Annotated in this window: 14 protein-coding genes; 10 read left to right on the plus strand and 4 right to left on the minus strand. The window is 74.7% G+C overall.

The features are described from left to right. The first annotated feature begins 59 nt into the window (after positions 1–59). From ACR9E3_RS00390 to ACR9E3_RS00410, 5 genes are all read left to right on the plus strand, one after another. Complete coding sequence (locus ACR9E3_RS00390) at positions 60–485, plus strand: MarR family winged helix-turn-helix transcriptional regulator (protein ID WP_460377552.1); 426 nt, start codon at positions 60–62, stop codon at positions 483–485. A gap of 143 nt (positions 486–628) precedes the next feature. Continuing rightward, entirely contained in the window at positions 629–2065 is a 1437-nt protein-coding gene (gene eat, locus ACR9E3_RS00395) for an ethanolamine permease (protein ID WP_460377553.1), read from the plus strand. Then, complete coding sequence (locus ACR9E3_RS00400) at positions 2062–3435, plus strand: ethanolamine ammonia-lyase subunit EutB (RefSeq protein ID WP_460377554.1); 1374 nt, start codon at positions 2062–2064, stop codon at positions 3433–3435. The genes eat and ACR9E3_RS00400 overlap by 4 nt, the downstream gene beginning before the upstream one ends. After that, positions 3432–4157 (plus strand): ethanolamine ammonia-lyase subunit EutC, encoded by a 726-nt coding sequence (gene eutC / locus ACR9E3_RS00405; protein ID WP_460377556.1) that lies wholly within the window; start codon positions 3432–3434, stop codon positions 4155–4157. Before ACR9E3_RS00400 ends, eutC begins: the two co-directional genes overlap by 4 nt. Positions 4158–4444: 287 nt before the next feature. After that, the gene (locus tag ACR9E3_RS00410; RefSeq protein WP_460377558.1) at positions 4445–5473 is read left to right on the plus strand and encodes a hypothetical protein; all 1029 of its coding nucleotides are present in this window, start codon (positions 4445–4447) and stop codon (positions 5471–5473) included. 179 nt (positions 5474–5652) lie between these two features. Here the strand turns inward: ACR9E3_RS00410 and ACR9E3_RS00415 are convergent, their stop codons facing one another. The 4 genes from ACR9E3_RS00415 to ACR9E3_RS00430 all read right to left on the minus strand — a co-directional run bounded on the left by ACR9E3_RS00415 (position 5653) and on the right by ACR9E3_RS00430 (position 10935). After that, complete coding sequence (locus ACR9E3_RS00415; RefSeq protein WP_460377560.1) at positions 5653–6969, minus strand: hypothetical protein; 1317 nt, start codon at positions 6967–6969, stop codon at positions 5653–5655. Continuing rightward, positions 6966–8117 (minus strand): YibE/F family protein, encoded by a 1152-nt coding sequence (locus ACR9E3_RS00420; protein ID WP_460377562.1) that lies wholly within the window; start codon positions 8115–8117, stop codon positions 6966–6968. The genes ACR9E3_RS00415 and ACR9E3_RS00420 overlap by 4 nt, the downstream gene beginning before the upstream one ends. Positions 8118–8635: 518 nt before the next feature. Beyond that, positions 8636–10006, minus strand: coding sequence for an acyl-CoA dehydrogenase family protein (locus tag ACR9E3_RS00425; protein ID WP_460377564.1), 1371 nt, complete (start codon positions 10004–10006; stop codon positions 8636–8638). A gap of 74 nt (positions 10007–10080) precedes the next feature. Then, positions 10081–10935, minus strand: coding sequence for an SCO6745 family protein (locus ACR9E3_RS00430; protein WP_460377566.1), 855 nt, complete (start codon positions 10933–10935; stop codon positions 10081–10083). Positions 10936–10992: 57 nt separating this feature from the next. Between ACR9E3_RS00430 and ACR9E3_RS00435 the strand changes: the two genes are divergently transcribed. The 5 genes from ACR9E3_RS00435 to ACR9E3_RS00455 all read left to right on the plus strand — a co-directional run bounded on the left by ACR9E3_RS00435 (position 10993) and on the right by ACR9E3_RS00455 (position 17139). Further along, positions 10993–12582 carry an Rv2578c family radical SAM protein gene (locus ACR9E3_RS00435; RefSeq protein ID WP_460377568.1) on the plus strand — a complete coding sequence of 530 codons (1590 nt, stop codon included), beginning with the start codon at positions 10993–10995 and terminating at the stop codon, positions 12580–12582. Positions 12583–12606: 24 nt separating this feature from the next. Further along, a complete protein-coding gene (locus ACR9E3_RS00440; protein ID WP_460377570.1) occupies positions 12607–13017 on the plus strand; it encodes a PPOX class F420-dependent oxidoreductase in 411 nt (136 codons plus the stop codon). A 70-nt stretch (positions 13018–13087) separates the two neighbouring features. Further along, positions 13088–14899 (plus strand): aspartate--tRNA ligase, encoded by a 1812-nt coding sequence (gene aspS, locus ACR9E3_RS00445; RefSeq protein ID WP_460377572.1) that lies wholly within the window; start codon positions 13088–13090, stop codon positions 14897–14899. A 10-nt stretch (positions 14900–14909) separates the two neighbouring features. Next, positions 14910–15875 (plus strand): DUF389 domain-containing protein, encoded by a 966-nt coding sequence (locus tag ACR9E3_RS00450; RefSeq protein ID WP_460377574.1) that lies wholly within the window; start codon positions 14910–14912, stop codon positions 15873–15875. 13 nt (positions 15876–15888) lie between these two features. Next, complete coding sequence (locus tag ACR9E3_RS00455) at positions 15889–17139, plus strand: hypothetical protein (protein WP_460377576.1); 1251 nt, start codon at positions 15889–15891, stop codon at positions 17137–17139. The last annotated feature ends 9 nt before the right edge of the window (positions 17140–17148 follow it).

Raw genomic sequence — 17148 nt, forward strand, 5'->3', positions numbered from 1 at the left:
TATATCAGGGAGCCTGATATTAAGCTGTGGCACGTCGACGGGGAAGAGGGGGGAGCGCGGTGACGCCACCGGGACCCACGCTGCTGTACGCGGTCAAGCAGGTGGAGCTCGCCGTCCGTGCCGCGCTCGACGACCTGCTGCGGCCGACGGGGTGCACCGTGCCGCAGTGGACGGCCCTGACGGTCCTGTCCCGTCGCGAGGGCCAGACCGGCGCCGAGCTCGCCCGCAACGCGTTCGTCAGCCCCCAGGCGATGGGCGACCTGCTCGCGGCGCTGGACCGCGGGCACTGGATCACCCGCACCCCCGACCCGTCCCACGGCCGCCGGGTGCTCATCGGCCTCTCGGACGAGGGCCGCGCGCTGCTGGCCCGCGTCGGGCCGGGCGCCGACGCCGTCGAGGAACGCATGATCGCGGGCTTCGGCCCCGACGAGCAGACGGCCCTGCGGGCGATGCTCAACCGCTGCCGCACCAACCTGAGCGTCTGATCGGCCCACGTGAGCAGTTGGGCCCCCGATAGGGGCCGCCACTGCTCACATGGCGGCGGTCGGCGATCGCAACTCGTTCGTCACCCACGGGCTTCACACGTGTTTCACGCTGTGCGTCCACCGGTGGGCGAAAGGGGACGGGGATGGCGGAGCATGTCGAATCGTCCTCCGGGACGGGAACGTCGAGCGACTATCTCGCCGCGCGCCAGCTGAAGGCCGGATCGGCCAGCTGGGTGCTGCTCGCGGGGCTCGGCGTCGCCTACGTCATCTCCGGTGACTACGCGGGCTGGCACTTCGGGCTCGCGCAGGGCGGCTGGGGCGGCCTCGCGGTCGCCGCCGTCCTCATGGGCGTCATGTACGCCTGCATGGTGCTCGGGCTCGCCGAGATGTCGTCGGCCCTGCCGGCGGCGGGCGGCGGGTACACGTTCGCCCGGGTGGCGATGGGCCCGTGGGGCGGCTTCGCGACGGGCGCGGCGATCCTGCTCGAGTACGCCGTCGCCCCGGCCGCCATCGCGACGTTCATCGGGGGCTACGTCGAGTCGCTCGGGCTGTTCGGGATCACCGACGGCTGGTGGGTCTACCTGACCTGTTACGTCGTCTTCGTCGGCATCCACCTTCTCGGCGTGGGCGAGGCGCTCAAGGCGACGTTCGTCATCACGGCGATCGCGCTGGTCGGCCTCATCCTGTTCGCGGTCGGCGCCATCGGGTCCTTCGACGCCGCCAACCTCACCGACATCCCGGTCACCGACGCGGCCGGCGCGTCGCCGCTGCTGCCGTTCGGCCTGGTCGGGGTGTGGGCGAGCTTCCCGTTCGCGATCTGGTTCTTCCTCGCGGTCGAGGGCGTCCCGCTCGCCGCCGAGGAGGCGCGCGACCCGGTGCGCGCGGTGCCGCGCGGGATCATCGTCGCGATGGCCGTGCTGGTCGTGTCCGCGGCGGCCGTACTGCTGCTCGGCCCCGGGTCCCAGGGTGCGCAGGGGCTCTCGGAGAGCGACAACCCGCTGGTCAGCGCCCTCGAGGCCGGCGCAGGCGGATCGACGTGGCTGTCGACGGTCGTGAACTACATCGGCCTGCTCGGCCTCATCGCGAGCTTCTTCTCGATCATCTACGCCTACTCGCGGCAGACCTTCGCCCTCTCGCGCGCGGGCTACCTGCCACGCGCGCTGTCGAAGACCAACGCCCGCAAGGCGCCGACGCTCGCGCTCGTCATCCCCGCCGCGATCGGCTTCGTGCTCGCGGCCACCGGCAACGGCGACATCCTCATCAACCTCGCCGTGTTCGGGGCGACGCTGTCGTACGTGCTGATGATGGTGGCGCACCAGGTCCTGCGCGTCCGCAACCCCGACCTGCCCCGGCCGTACCGCACGCCGGGCGGACGCATCACCACCGGCGTCGCCCTCGTCCTCGCCCTCGCCGCCGTCGTGGCGACGTTCCTCGTCGACGTCGTCGCGGCGCTCTGTGCGCTGGCGGCCTTCGCCGTGTTCATGGCCTACTTCGGGTTCTACTCGCGACACCACCTCGTCGCCGCCGCCCCCGACGAGGAGTTCGCGGCGCTGGCGAAGGCGGAGGAGGAGCTCGAGTGAGCTGGACGACGACGCTCGGCGGGCACTCCTACTCCTTCGCGGACCTGCGCGAGCTGCTCGCGAAGGCCACGCCGCTGCGCTCCGGCGACGTGCTGGCCGGCGTCGCCGCGGCATCGGCGGCGGAGCGGGTCGCGGCGCAGACGGTGCTGGCCGACCTGCCGCTGTCGCACTTCCTCGACGAGGCCGTCGTGCCCTACGAGGACGACGACGTCACCCGGCTGATCATGGACACCCACGACGCCGCCGCGTTCCGCCCGGTGCGGTCGCTGACCGTCGGCGGGTTCCGCGACTGGCTGCTGTCGTGGGAGGCCGACACGACGACGTTGAGTGCGCTCGCCCCGGGACTGACCCCGGAGATGGTGGCCGCCGTCAGCAAGCTCATGCGGATCGGCGACCTCGTCGCGGTCGCCCGCAAGACCCGCGTCGTCACGGGCCTGCGGACCACGATCGGGCTCGCGGGGCGCCTCGCGACGCGGCTGCAGCCCAACCACCCGACCGACGACGCCGTCGGCATCACCGCGTCGCTGGTCGACGGGCTGCTGCACGGGGCGGGCGACGCGGTGGTCGGCATCAACCCGGCCACCGACCGGCCCTCGACGGTGCGCGCGCTGCTCGACCTCATCGACGACGCGCGGCTGCGGCTCGCGGCGCCGATCCAGTCCTGCGTGCTCACCCACGTCACCACGACCCTGGAGCTCCTCGAGCAGGGCGCGCCGGTGGATCTCGTCTTCCAGTCGGTGGCGGGCACCCAGGCCGCCAACCGCGGCTTCGGGGTGACGCTGCACCAGCTCGCGGAGGCGCACGGGGCGGCGTCGGAACTGCGGCGGGGAACGGTGGGCGACAACGTCACCTACTTCGAGACCGGCCAGGGCTCCGCGCTCTCGGCCGACGCCCACCACGACGTCGACCAGCAGACGCTCGAGGCCCGCGCGTACGCGGTGTGCCGGCGCTTCGACCCGTTGATCGTCAACACGGTCGTCGGCTTCATCGGCCCGGAGTACCTCTACGACGGCAAGCAGATCCTGCGTGCCGGGCTGGAGGACCACCTCTGCGGGAAGCTGCTCGGCGTCCCCATGGGCGTCGACGTCTGCTACACCAACCATGCCGAGGCCGACAGCGACGACACCGACACCCTGCTGCTCACCCTCGGCGCCGCGGGCTGCGGCTTCGTGATCACCGTGCCGGGCGGCGACGACATCATGCTCAACTACCAGTCGCTGTCGTTCCAGGACGTGCTCCAGGTGCGCCAGACGCTCGGGCTGCGGCCGGCGCCGGAGTTCGAGACGTGGCTCGGTTCGGTCGGGCTGCTGGACGACGCGGGCCGCGTGCCGCAGCTGGTGCCCGAGCCGATCCGGGCGCTGATGGCATGAGCACCGACCCCTGGGAGACCCTCCGCGCCGCCACGCGGGCCCGTGTCGGCCTCGGCCGGGCCGGCGACGGACTCACCACCGCGGAGAACCTGCGCCTGGCCGCCGCCCACGCCCAGGCCCGCGACGCGGTGCACACGGCACTCGACACCGACGCCGTCGTCGCGGCGCTGGGGGAGCGGGCCGGGCCCGTCGTGCACTCGCAGGCGGCCGATCGCACCGAGTACCTGCAGCGCCCGGATCTCGGGCGTCGACTCTCCGCGGAGCACTCGCTCGAGAGCGGCGACCACGACCTCGCCGTCGTCGTCGCCGACGGGCTCTCCGCGACCGCGGTGGCCGAGCACGCGGTCGGGCTGCTCGAGGCGCTGCTGGCGCGGCTGGAGGGGTGGTCCGTGGCGCCGGTGGTGGTGGCGGAGCAGGCGCGCGTGGCCCTCGGCGACGAGATCGCGGTGGCGGTGGGCGCCCGGATGGTGCTCGTGCTCATCGGCGAGCGTCCCGGGATGTCCGCGCCCGACTCCCTCGGTGCGTACCTGACCTGGGAGCCCCGGCGCGGGCGCGTCGACTCCGAGCGCAACTGCGTCTCGAACATCCGCCCGCCCGACGGGCTGACCTACGACGCGGCCGCGGAGGTCCTCGCGGCGCTGATGACGGAATCCTTCCGCCGGCAGCTCTCCGGCGTCGAGCTCAAGGACACGGGCGCGGCCCTGCCGTCGGCGGCGGGCTGAGCGGTCCGGCGGGCCTCCCGGGGTCGCGCCCGGGGCGCCGCGGAGATCAGGAGCGCGTCACGCACCTCCGCCGGCGCGGTGAGGTGCGTGGTGCGCTGTTGATCTCAGGTTCGGCGTGCGTCATGCCGTCGGAGGGCTGCTAGTGGAGTGCGCGCTACGTACCAACGGCTGATCTTGAGCGCCCGTTCGGATGAATTGTCTCGTCACTCGTCTGTGTCCTCTTCGTTACCTCTGAGTTGTGGCTCACACGGACCACATCCATCAAGGGGCGGAAGGACACCACACGTATGGGTCTTCACAGGGCGAAACTCGGGCGGCGGGGGATGGTCGCGCTGGCGGCCACCGGGGCCCTGATCGTCGGCGGCGGGGCCGCCGCGATGGTCGGGACGGGCAGCGCGGACCCGCTGCTGCCGGTCCCGGCGCCGGTCGTCGGGACGACGTACGTGCTGCCGGACCTGGCGCCGTTCGCGCAGACCGACGACGACCCGAAGGGCGGGACGGTCGGGGTCGACGACGACCTCACGCCGCCGGCTCCCACGGGCGGTGGCGACGCCGCGCTCCGACTCGACACGCCGGACGGCGACGGGAAGGCAGCCATCGCGAAGGCGGAGGATTCCGCGCTGGGGGACTGGATCGCGACCGCGGCCTACTCCGCGTACCAGAACGCGGCGGAGAACGCCGACCAGTTCCCGAGCATGCAGCTCGTCATCGACTACGACCCCGACTCGCCGGCGGGCTTCTCGACCCTCACCTACGAGCCGATCTACAACGCCACCGACAGCCGGACGCCGAACGCGTGGCACCGATACGAGGCGGGGATGGGCCGGTGGTGCTCCACGCGTGCCATCCCCGGCGTGATCGACGAGTCCCAACGGTCGTGCTCGAACGGCGGCACCAAGCTCCTCAGCGAGTTCATCGCCGCTCAGCCCGGCATCAGGGTGACCGGTCTGGTGATCAACCAGGGCCGCGGGAACCCCGGGCTCGACGCAGGGGTCGACCTGGTCTCCACGCCCTCCACGACCTACGACTTCGAGCTCACGAAGCCGATGGTCCCCGAGATGCCCGGAAACCCGTGCGAGGAGCCGACCATGCCCCCCGCGCACCCCGGTGACGACCACGGGAACGGCGACGACCACCCCCAGGGCGGCGGCAACGGCAACGGTGATCACCCCGAGGGTGGCGACAGCGGGCACGAGAAGCCGGACAACGGGGGTCACGAACCGTCCCACGGCGACGAGCACCCGCAGCCGGACAACGGCGGGCAAGAGCAGCCCGGCGAGGGTGGCCACGAGCCGCCGCACTGCCCCGGCTCCTAGGACCCGCTCGGCTCCGACCTGACGGTCGAGCGTCCGCGAGACGAACGAACGGCGCCTTCGCTGCTACCGAAGCAGCGGGGGCGCCGTTCGTGTCTCGGGTGGGCGCCTGGGGCGACCAGCAGGTCGAAAGACACCGCCGAGCGTCGTCGGGAAGTGCCTCTCGACCTGGTGATCTCCGGTCAGCCCTCGCCCGAACGCTTCCGGCCCGGCAACCGGTCGACGACGCGCCCGAGGCGCTCGGTGGTGCCCTGCAGAGGCGCCAGGGCGTCGGCGAGCACCTTGATCTGCTCGTCGAGGTTGTCGATGCGTCCGGCGAGGGTGCGCAGGTCGGGGCTGACCTTCTGCAGCTCGCCGGCGGCGGTCGCCAGCGCGGCGTCCAGGTTCGCCAGGCGCGGCGGGACGTCGGGGAACGTGGAGTCGGCGTGGCGGGCGAGGACCTCGACGTGGCCGATCGCCCCGGTCAGCTTCTCGACCTCGCCGATCGCGCCGGCCATCTGCTCCAGGGCCGGGGCGGCGGCCGCGAGGCGCCGCACGTCGTCGACGGCCGCGGCGAGCGCCTCGATCGTCGGCACGGCATCCGCGAGGACCTCGACCGTCGGGACCCCGGCCGCGATCCGCTCGACGGTGCCGGTGGCGCCCGCGATCGTGTGCACGTCGCCGGTGGCGGCGGCGATCTCCTGCAGCGTCGGGACCGCGGCCGCGATCTCGGTGAGGTGCGGTGCCGCGTCACCGAGCTGCTGCAGCGCGGGGGCGGCCTCGGCGAGCCGCTCGAGCGTCGGGGCCGCCGCCCCGAGCTGCTCCAGGGCGGGCACGGCGCGGGCCAACGCGGCGATGTCGTCGCGCGCTGCGCCGATCTTCTGCAGAGCGGGCACGGCCTCGGCGAGCCGGGCGATGTCGCCCCGGGCCTCGCCGATGCGCTGGAGCGCGGGAACGGCCTCGGCCAGGGCGGCGATGTCGCCCCGGGCCTCGCCGATGCGCTGGAGCGCGGGAACGGCCTCGGCGAGGGCGGCGATGTCGTCGCGCGCCTTCCCGATCTCCTGCAGCGCGGGGACGGCCTCCGCGAGCCGGGCGATGTCGCCCCGGGCCTTCCCGATCTCCTGGAGGGCCGGGACGGCGCGGGCGAGGGTGTGGAGGTCGTCGACGGCGCCGGCGAGGCGGTCGAGGGCGTCGGTCGCGTAGGACAGGCGCGTGAGATCGGGGCCGAGCTCGGAGAGCGTGTGCTGCAGCCCGGAGGCCACGGGCAGGAGCTGCTCGAGCATCGAGACCAGTCGCGGCACGGCGCGCAGGGCGTCGGTGACGAGCGGGCTGAGCTCGGCGGTGGTGCGGGCCCCGTGCGAGGCGATGTCGGCGATGCCGCGCACGATCGACGGCCCCTGGAGCGTCAGCTCCACGGCCGTGCGCGTCGACGCGACGACGAGGGCGCGGGCGGTGTCGAGGATCCCGCTCGGGGCCGGCTCGGAGGCCCGCGGCAGCGCGCGCGGGGCGGGGCGGCTCATGCGGTCGCGTCCCGGGGTCTGACCGCACGGACGACGACGGCGGCCAGCAGCGTCGTCAGCGGCACCGACGCGACGAGCCCGATGCTGCCGACCAGGGTGCGCACGACCTCCTGCGCCACGTCCTCCGCCGTGAGCAGATCACCGAGACCCCGCCCCGCGAGCGCGAAGAGCAACAGCAGGGGCAGCGCCGCCCCGGCGTAGGCGAGCACCAACGTGTTCACCGCAGAGGCGACGTGGTCCCGACCGACACGCATGGCGGCACCATAGAGGTCCGCGAGGCGGGCGGCCGGGTTCGCACGGTGCAGCTCCCACACCGCGCTGGTCTGGGTGACGGTGACGTCGTCGAGCACGCCGAGCGCGCCGATGACGACGCCCGCGAGCAGCAGGCCGCGCACGTCCAGCCCGGGGAGCACCCCGGCGAGCTCCGAGGCCTCCTCGCCGAGCCCGGTGAGCCGCGACAGCGCGGCGAAGAGCAGCGCGAGGACGCCGATCAGGGCGAGGCTCGCGAGCGTGCCGAGCGCCGCGGTGGCCGTCCGGGCGGAGAGCCCGTGGGTCAGCGGCAGCACCACACCGACGATCAGCCCCGAGGCCGTGAGGGCGACCGGGACCGGGGACGCCCCGGTGGCGAGCGCCGGCAGCACGAAGAGCGCGAGGACCCCGAGCGTGATCCCGAGCGCGGCGAGCGCGGCGAGGCCCTGCCAGCGACCGAGCAGCAGCACGGCCAGCGCGAAGACGCCACCGAGCAGGAGCAGCGGCGGGCCGCGCTGGAAGTCGACGATCGTGTAGGTCAGCGGGTCGGCGGGGTCGCCGCCCGCCCAGCCCAGGACGATCGGGTCGCCGACGGCGAACCGCGGTGAGCCCGGGGTGGCGGGGCTCAGGGTGGTGACCGTGGTGCCGGCGGCGGGGCCGTCCTGGAGGCGGGCGGTGACCGCGAGGCAGCCCTCGCCCGGGCCGGGGGAGGGCAGGTTCGGGTCGGTGCAGTCGGACTCGCCCGCGGCGCGCACGACCTCGGCGTCCACCGGGGTCTGCGCGCCCAGCCCCGCGCCCTGCGCCTGCCCGGCGCGGCCCTGCTCGGCGACCTGCCGGTACTCGGCGGGCGACGGCGTCAGCAGCACGAGCCCGGCGAGGACGGCGAGCGCGCAGGGCACCAGCAGGACGACGAGCAGCCGACGGACCCGCTGGGCCGAGGCTCCGTCGAGCGCCCCGCCGCCGTGCCCGTGCCCGTGCCCGTGCCCGTGACCGTGGCCGTGCCCCGCGGGCGCCTCGGGCGGCCCGCCTGCCCCGCGACCGTCGCGACCCTCGGCCGCGCGCCGCCGCCGTGGCCGCCCTGGAGTGTCAGCCTGGCGTCCACGCCGGCGTTCAGCGTCAGGAAAGCCACCCGCTCGATCCGGGGACGCCCGTCGGGTGCGCGACCCGTCGCCACCGGGTACGCGGACCGGGCCGGTGGCCGCGTCCGGGTCGTCGGCGTCCGGCTCCGCGACCACCCGGGACCGCGCAGGGCGCGCCGACGGCCGCGGGGAGGTCACGCGGCCATCATCGCCGGACGCCGAGCGATCCCCGGCACGGGGGACCAACCGGACACGGACCGCCACCGGAGACGAGCTGGTGGATTTCCTGATATTGAGCATCAGCGTGGACGCCAGGCTGACACCACCTCGCGAGCCTCTCAGGCACCCGGCGAGGCCAGGCGGCCGCCGAGGCGCAGCACCGAGTCGGGGGCCTTCTTCGCCAGCTTGAGGAACGCCTCGCCGGCGCGGGCGCGGGCGAGCGAGCCGTGCCCGAACTTCCGGCTGACGCCGCCGTGGTCGCCGGGGAGATGGTGGTGCAGCGGCGTCGCGGTGGCCTCCGGGTCCGCGAGCGCCCGGCTCATGACGAGGCGCTGGATCTCGCTGGTGCCCTCGAAGATCGTGTAGAGCTTCGCGTCGCGGTACCACTTCTCCACCGGCAGGTCGTCGACGTAGCCCCACCCGCCGCAGGTCTGGACGGCCTGCTCCGCGGCCCGGACGGCGACCTCCGAGGCCTTGAGCTTCGACATCGAGCCCTCGCCCAGCTGGAACGGCACGCCGTTCGCGGCCATCCACGACGCGCGCCAGCACAGCAGCCGGGCGGCGTCGATGTCGGCGGCGAGGTCGGCGAGCGGGAACGAGACGCCCTGGTTGTCGAGGATCGGGCCGCCGAACGCCTCGCGCTCGCGGGCGTAGGAGCACGCGTACTCGAACGACGCCCGCGCCACGCCCAGCGCCATCGCCGCGACCATCGGGCGGGTCTGCTCGAAGGTGCCGAGCGCGGCGGGCTTGCCCTCGCCCCGGCGCGCCTTCTCCAGCTTGTGCTCGAGCTTGTCCTCGCCGCCGAGCAGGTGGTCGGCGGGGATGCGGCAGTCGGTGAAGGAGAGCTCGGCGGTGTGCGACGCGCGGTGCCCGAGCTTGTTCAGGCGCCGGACCTGCTCCATGCCCGGCGTGCCCTTCGGCACGACGAACATCGCCTGGCCCTTGGTGCCGAGCGACGGGTCGACCACGGCGTTGACGATGGTCACGTCGGCGATCCCGCCGTTGCCGATCCAGATCTTCTCGCCGTCGAGCACCCAGCCGTCACCCTCGCGACGGGCGCGGGTCTGCAGGTTGGCGACGTCGCTGCCGCCCTGCGGCTCGGAGACCGCGAGCGCCGCGAGCTTGATGTCGCCGGGCTCGCCGAACATCTCCGGCGCCCAGCGCGCGACCTGCTCGGGCGTCCCGGCCTGGTTGAGCGCCGAGAGCGCGAGGGCGGGCAGGACGACGGTCAGCCCGATGCCGGCGCAGCCCCAGAAGATCTCTTCGAGGAACAGCGGCAGCGAGAGACCGGTGGGGTCGGCGATGAGGTCGGCGTAGAAGAGCGCGTTGTAGAACCCCTCCTGCGCGGCCCGGTCGACGATCTCCCAGGGGCACTCCTCGGCCGCGTCGTACTTCGGCGCGGCGGGGCGGATGACGTCCTCGGCGAAGGCGTGCGCCCGACGCACGAGCTCGTGGTGGGCCGGCGTCAGCTCGAGGGTGAAGGCGGTCATCGGTACTCCGTTCTGGTGTCATCACCTGGTACCGCGTACCGACGGTACCGAAACCAGAACGATCCATGACGAGGTCAGTGGCGCGGCAGCCCGATCGGGTTGCCGGGCGGGAACGCGTGACCGGCGACGACGGCGGCGGACAGCGGCTCGAGGAGCTGGGCGAGCCGGTCGGTCCGCTCGGGGCCCAGCACCACCCACGGGCGCGCCGCGGCCCGGTCGGTGGCCGTCTCGATCTGCTCGTGACCGGCGTGGCCCGCCTCGGTCAGTCCACCGTCGGCGTCGAGCCACCCGCGTTCGCGCAGCTCGGCGGCACCGGCGGCCCACTCCTCCTCGCCGAACCGGCGCGCCTGGCGGGTCGTGGAGCCGCTGAGCTCGCCCGCGGCCGTCTTGAGCCGGTGGGCCGCGACCGGCCCGAGCCCGGACGCGACGAGCACCGCGACGTGCCCGTCGCCCCGGTGCTCCCGCAGCGTCGTCGTCGCCTGCCAGAGGGCCCGCAGCGGCTCGGACGAGCGGGGGAGCGCCTGGTTCCCGGCGCCGAGCACTCGGCCCTCGGTGTCGGCGGCGTCCGCGGCCGCCCCGGCGAGCGCCGCGGCCTCCGCGACCTCGGTGCCCGTCACGACGTCCTCGCCGAGCAGGCGGCGCAGGGCGGCGTCGGCGCCGACCACGCGGGCGTTCAGGCAGGCCGCCGGCTCGGCGAACGACCACGCGTCGGGCAGCGCGCGCGTGAGCCGGGCCCGGTGGAACCCGTGGAAGCAGGCGTGCGCGACCTCGGGCCCGACCGCCCCGAGCGGCGCGACGCGCTGGGCGACGTACGCCACCCAGAACCCCTGCAGGCCGGCGGCGTCGGACGCCGTGCGCGCCTCCGCGGTGAAGTAGGTGACCGCGTGCAGCGGCTCGTACAGGCTCCAGAGGCGGCGCGCGTCGTCCACGAGCAGAATCGTGCTCCGTCGGAGCGCTTGCCGCACCATCGAACACGTGTTCGAATGATGAGTGTGCGGTGGGACGAGCAGAAGGTGGCCGGGGGGCCCGAGGAGCTGCCGGGGATGCCGGCGCTCAAGGGGCTGGTCCGCAGTGTCCGCACGCCCGAGTTCGCCGGCATCACGTTCCACGAGGTGCGGGCCCGCTCGGTGCTCAACCGCGTGCCGGGCGCCTCGCCGATGCCGTTCTCGTGGACGGTCAACCCGTACCGGGGCTGCTCCCACGCCTGTACCTACTGCCTGGGTCCGGACACCCCGGTGCTCATGGTCGACGGCACGAGCGTGCGGCTGGCCGACGTCCGCGTCGGCGACCTCGTGGTCGGCACCGAGTTCCGCGGCGACACCCGCAGCCTCGTGCCCACGCCCGTGCACGCCGTCTGGAGCACCACGAAGCCCGCGTGGCGGGTGCGGCTCGTCGACGGCACGACCCTGGTGGCGAGCGCCGAGCACCGGTTCCTCACGCCGCGCGGCTGGGTGCACGTGCGCCCGGAGGGCTGCGCCGGCACCGAGCGTCCGCACCTGCGCCGCGGCGACGCGCTGATCGGCGCGGAGTCGCTGGCCGACGAGGCGTTCCGGCGGCCGGGCTCGCCGCCGGTGGCGCCGGCCCCGCCGGACGACGTGCCGGGCGGGCGGGTCGTCGTGACGATCGAGGAGGTGCCCGGCGAGCACCCGCTGGTCGACCTCACCACCGGCACCGGCGACTTCGTGGCCGACGGCGTCGTCAGCCACAACTGCTTCGCCCGCAACACCCACACCTACCTCGATCTCGACGCGGGCGACGACTTCGACCGTCAGGTGGTGGTCAAGCTCAACGCCCCGGAGGTGCTCGCGCGCGAGCTCCGGTCGCGGCGGTGGGGCCGCGAGCACGTCGCGATGGGCACCAACACCGACCCTTACCAGCGCGCGGAGGGCCGGTACGCCCTGATGCCGGGCATCATCCGGGCGCTCGGCGGCAGCGGCACGCCGTTCTCGATCCTCACCAAGGGGACGCTGCTGGCCCGCGACCTGCCGGAGCTGACGGCGGCGGCGCGCGACGTGCCGGTGGGCGTCGGGGTGTCGCTGGCGCTGCTCGACCCGGAGCTGCACCGGCGCGTCGAACCGGGCACGCCGACCCCACGCGCGCGGCTCGACCTCGTGCGCCGCATCCGCGATGCCGGGCTGCCGTGCGGGGTGTTCGTCGCCCCGGTGCTGCCCGGGCTCACCGACACCGACGACGCGCTCGACGCCCTGCTCGGGGAGATCGCCGGGGCCGGGGCGAGCGGGGCGAGCGTGCTGGCGCTGCACCTGCGGCCGGGCACGCGCGAGTGGTTCCACACCTGGCTCACCCGCGAGCACCCCGAGCTGCTCGAGCGCTACGCCGCGCTCTACCGCCGCGGCGCCTACGTCGACGCCGCCTACCGGCGGGACCTCGCCGCCCGGGTGGCCCCGTTGATCAAGCGCCACGGGCTCACCGGCGGCGGGCACGCCATGGGCGGACGCCAGGGGCCGTCGCCGGAGGACGACGGCCGCGAGACCGAGCGCTCCTGGCCCGCCGGCGCGGTCCCCGACGTCCCGGCACCGGTCGTCCACACCCCGCCCGAGCAGCTGTCCCTGCTGTGAGCCGCGGCGGCCTAGCCTCGGGCCATGGACCTCGACGAGGCACGACAGGTGCTGCGCGAGCAGCACCACGCGGTACTGGCCACTCGGCGCTCCGACGGCGCACCCCAGCTCTCGCCCGTGGCGGTGGGGGTGGACGACGCGGGCGCGGCGACGATCAGCACGCGCGAGACGGCGATCAAGACCAAGAACCTGCGCCGCGAGGGCCGCGCGTGGCTGTGCGTGCTGCCCGACGGGTTCTTCGGCCGCTGGATCCAGGTCGAGGGCGACGTCGAGATCGTCACGCTCCCGGACGCCCTCGAGGGCCTGCGCGCGTACTACCGCCAGGTGGCGGGGGAGCACCCCGACTGGGCCGAGTACGACGACGCCATGCGCCGCGAGCAGCGCGTGCTCCTGCGGGTGCACCTCGACCGCGCGGGCCCGACCGTGAGCGGCTGAGATCGTGCTGGTCGGCGGTCGATAACCTGACGGGGACGTCCCACGGCCCGACCCAGGAGCACCACCCCAGATGATGCGCACGCACCCCGCCGGCACGCTGCGCGCCGAGAACGTCGGCGCCACGGTCACCCTCGCCGGATGGGTGGCCCGCCGCCGCGATCACGGCGGCGTGGTGTTCATCGACCTGCGCGACGCGTCCGGCGTCGTCCAGGTGGTGTTCCGCCTCGGCGACGTCGCCGCCGAGTCGCACCGCCTGCGCTCCGAGTTCTGCGTCCAGATCACCGGCGTCGTCGAGCAGCGCCCCGCGGGCAGCGAGAACGCCGAGCTGGCGACGGGGGCCGTCGAGGTCAGCGCCACGGCGCTCACCGTGCTCTCCGAGTCGGCGCCCCTGCCGTTCCAGCTCGACGAGCACGGTTCCGAGTCGGGGAGCGTCGGCGAGGACGCCCGCTTCCGCTACCGCTACCTCGACCTGCGCCGCGAGGGCCCGGCGTCGGCGATCCGGCTCCGCAGCCGCGCCAACAAGATCGCCCGCGACGTGCTCTCCGACCGCGACTTCGTCGAGATCGAGACCCCGACGCTGACCCGGTCGACGCCCGAGGGCGCCCGCGACTTCCTCGTCCCGGCCCGCCTGAAGCCCGGCAGCTGGTACGCCCTGCCGCAGTCGCCGCAGCTGTTCAAGCAGCTGCTCATGGTGTCGGGCCTCGAGCGCTACTTCCAGATCGCGCGCTGCTACCGCGACGAGGACTTCCGCGCCGACCGCCAGCCCGAGTTCACCCAGCTCGACATCGAGGCGAGCTTCGTCGACCAGGACGACGTCATCGCGCTCGGCGAGGCCGTGATCGCCGCGCTGTGGTCCGAGCTCGGCGGGTACACGATCGAGACCCCGATCCCGCGGATCCCCTACCTCGAGGCGATGGCCCGCTACGGCTCGGACAAGCCCGACCTGCGCTTCGACCTCGAGCTGGTCGAGCTCACCGACTACTTCGCCGACACCCCGTTCCGGGTGTTCCAGGCGCCGTACGTGGGCGCGGTGGTCATGCCCGGAGGCGCGTCGCAGCCGCGGCGCACCCTCGACGGCTGGCAGGACTGGGCCAAGCAGCGCGGCGCCAAGGGCCTCGCCTACGTGCTGGTCGGCGAGGACGGCACCCTGAGCGGGCCCGTCGCGAAGAACATCAGCGAGGCCGAGCGCGAGGGCCTGGCCAAGGCCGCTGGCGCGGGCCCCGGCGACTGCATCTTCTTCGGCGCCGGCACGCCCGCCGAGGGGCGCGCGCTGCTCGGCGCGACCCGGGGCGAGATCGCCCGGCGCCTCGACCTGATCCCCGAGGGTTCCTGGTCGTTCGTCTGGGTCGTCGACGCGCCGCTGTTCGAGGCGGCCGGCAGCACCGACGACGTCGCCGTCGGCTCGGGGCAGTGGACCGCGGTGCACCACGCGTTCACCTCGCCGAACCCGGACTGGATCGACTCGTTCGAGGACGACCCCGAGCACGCCCTGGCCTACGCCTACGACCTCGTCTGCAACGGCAACGAGATCGGCGGGGGGTCCGTCCGTATCCACGACAGGGGCGTCCAGCAGCGGGTGTTCGCCCTCATGGGGCTCACCCCCGAGCAGCAGGAGGAGAAGTTCGGCTTCCTGCTCGACGCGTTCGCCTACGGCCCCCCGCCCCACGGCGGCATCGCGTTCGGCTGGGACCGGATCTGCGCCCTGCTCGCCGGCGTCGACTCCATCCGCGAGGTCATCGCCTTCCCCAAGACCGGCGGCGGGTACGACCCGCTGACGGCCGCCCCGGCGCCGATCACGGCCCTGCAGCGCAAGGAGGCGGGCGTCGACGCCCCGGCGAAGCCGGCGGCGCCGGTGAAGCCGCCGGAGCGCCCCGTCCAGTGACGCCGGTCCCGTGAACCGCCTGCGGGTGCTGTGCCCGGACGCCGACACGGGGCTCACCGACCGCGTGCTCGGCGTCCTGGCCGCCGAGCCCGGCGCCGTGCACGTCGTCCGGCTGCGCGGCGCCGCGGTCGACCCACCGGGCGACGTCGTCGAGGCCGACCTCGCCCGTGAGTCGGTCGACGACGTTGTCGACGCCCTGCGCGGGCTGGGCTGCGCGCAGCGGGGCGGCATCGTGCTGGAGACGCTGGACACCGTCGTCTCCGACGCCGCCGACCACGCCGAGGCGGCCGCCCCGGGGGAGGGCGTCGACGCCGTCGTGTGGGCGGAGCTGCTGGCCCGGACCGGGCAGGGCGCCCGCCTGTCGATCACGTTCGTCGTCATGCTGACGATCGCGTGCCTGCTGGGCGCGATCGGCGTCGTCACCAACTCGCCGGTCACCGTGGTCGGCGCGATGGTGCTCGGCCCGGAGTTCGGGCCGCTGGCGGCGCTCGCCGTGGCCGCGGTGCGGCGCGACGGCCCGCTCGCGCGCGAGGCCGGGCTCGCCCTCGGCGTCGGGTTCGGGATCGCGCTGCTCGTGACGGCCGCGGCGGCGGCCGCGCTGCGGGGGATGGGCGCCATCCCGGACGACGCGCTGACCGACCTGTCCGGGGTCGCGTTCGTCTACCAGGTCGGGCCGTTCTCGCTCGTCATCGCGCTGCTGGCCGGCGTCGCCGGCATGGTCGCGCTGGTCGCGGGGGAGGGCTCGGGCGTGCTGGTCGGGGTGTTCATCTCCGTGACGACGGTGCCGGCGGCGGGGTTCGCGGCGGTCGCCGTGGTGCTCGGGGACTGGCCCGGCGCGGGGAGCTCGCTGCTCCAGCTGGTGGTCAACGTCGTCGGCATCGTGGTGGCCGGCATGCTGGTCCTGCTGCTCGTCCGCGTCACCCGCCGACGCCGCGGCTTGCCCGAATCCCTCCCGACGAGCCGTCGGGGCGGGTAGAGTTCACCGGCTGATGGCTCCCCTGACGACGGACGACGCAGGCACCTCCGACGGTCACACGGCCCGGGCGGGAGGGGACGGCGACGGCGTCGCGCGGGTGGTCGCGCTGGCCGAGGAGCTGCTGACGCGGCGCCACGGGGCCACCGTGCGTCTCGCCGACCCGGAGGATCTGGGCGGGAGCTCCCGCTCCCTCGTGGTGCGCGTGCGCGTCGCCGAGAACCCGTTCTCGCTGCCCCGGACGCTCGTGGTGAAGCACTACCTCGACGAGGCGGGGGGCGGCGAGCAGAGCGCCGACCGGTTCCGCTACGAGGCCGCCTCCTGCCAGCTGCTCACGGCGATGCCCGCCGAGGAGCGCTCGAGCCCCATGCTCGTCGCGAACGACCCGGAGCACCGGCTGCTCGTGCTCGAGGACCTCGGACGCTGCGCGACGCTCGCCGACCGCCTCGACGAGCGCGACCCGAAGGGTGCCGAACGGGCGCTGCTGGGGTGGGCGCGGGCGCTCGGGCGCATGCAGGCCGCCACGGCGGGCCGCGAGGACGACTTCGGGGCCCTGCTGCGCCGCTTCGGCGAGCGCACGTGGCGCGACCCGCTGGCCGACGACGCGCGTGCCGCCCTCGCCGAGGTGCCCGACCAGCTCGCCCAGCTCCTGCGGGTCGAGACGGCGCCCGCGGCCGTCGCCGAGGCCCGCACGGCGGCCCGGCTGCTCGGCGGCTCGGGCTACCGGGCGTTCAGCCCCGCCGAGGTCCGTCCCGACAACTGCCTCATCACCGGCAGCGGCTCGCGGTTCCTCGACTTCGAGTGGGCGTGCTTCCGCGACGTCGCGCTCACCGGGGCGTCGCTGCGGCTGCCGCTGCCCTGCGGCGGGCCCGCCCACGCGCAGCCGCCCGGGATGGCCGAGGCGATGGTGGCCGCCTGGCACGCCGAGATCACCCCGGTGTGGCCGGACCTGGCCGACGTCGAGCTGCTCCGGGAACGCCTGCTGCACGCCGAGGTGCTCTGGGTCTGGCTCTCGACCCGCGCCCTGGTGCCCGGCGTCGTCGGGCGCACCGACCGGGAGCGCGCGGCCCGGGTCGTCGTGGCCGATCCGGGCGAGGACGCCCCGGCCGTGCTCACCGCGCTGTGGCGCCGTCTCGGCGTCGACGCCGAGCGCGCCGGCCACGTCGCCACCGCCGAGATGGCGGCCGCGGTCGTCGGAGCCCTCGGGCGCCACGGCGGCGACGTCCCGCTGCCGCCGTACCCGGCGTTCTCGCCCGCGGGTCGCTGACGCGGGACG

The organism is Actinomycetospora sp. C-140 (assembly GCF_054796175.1).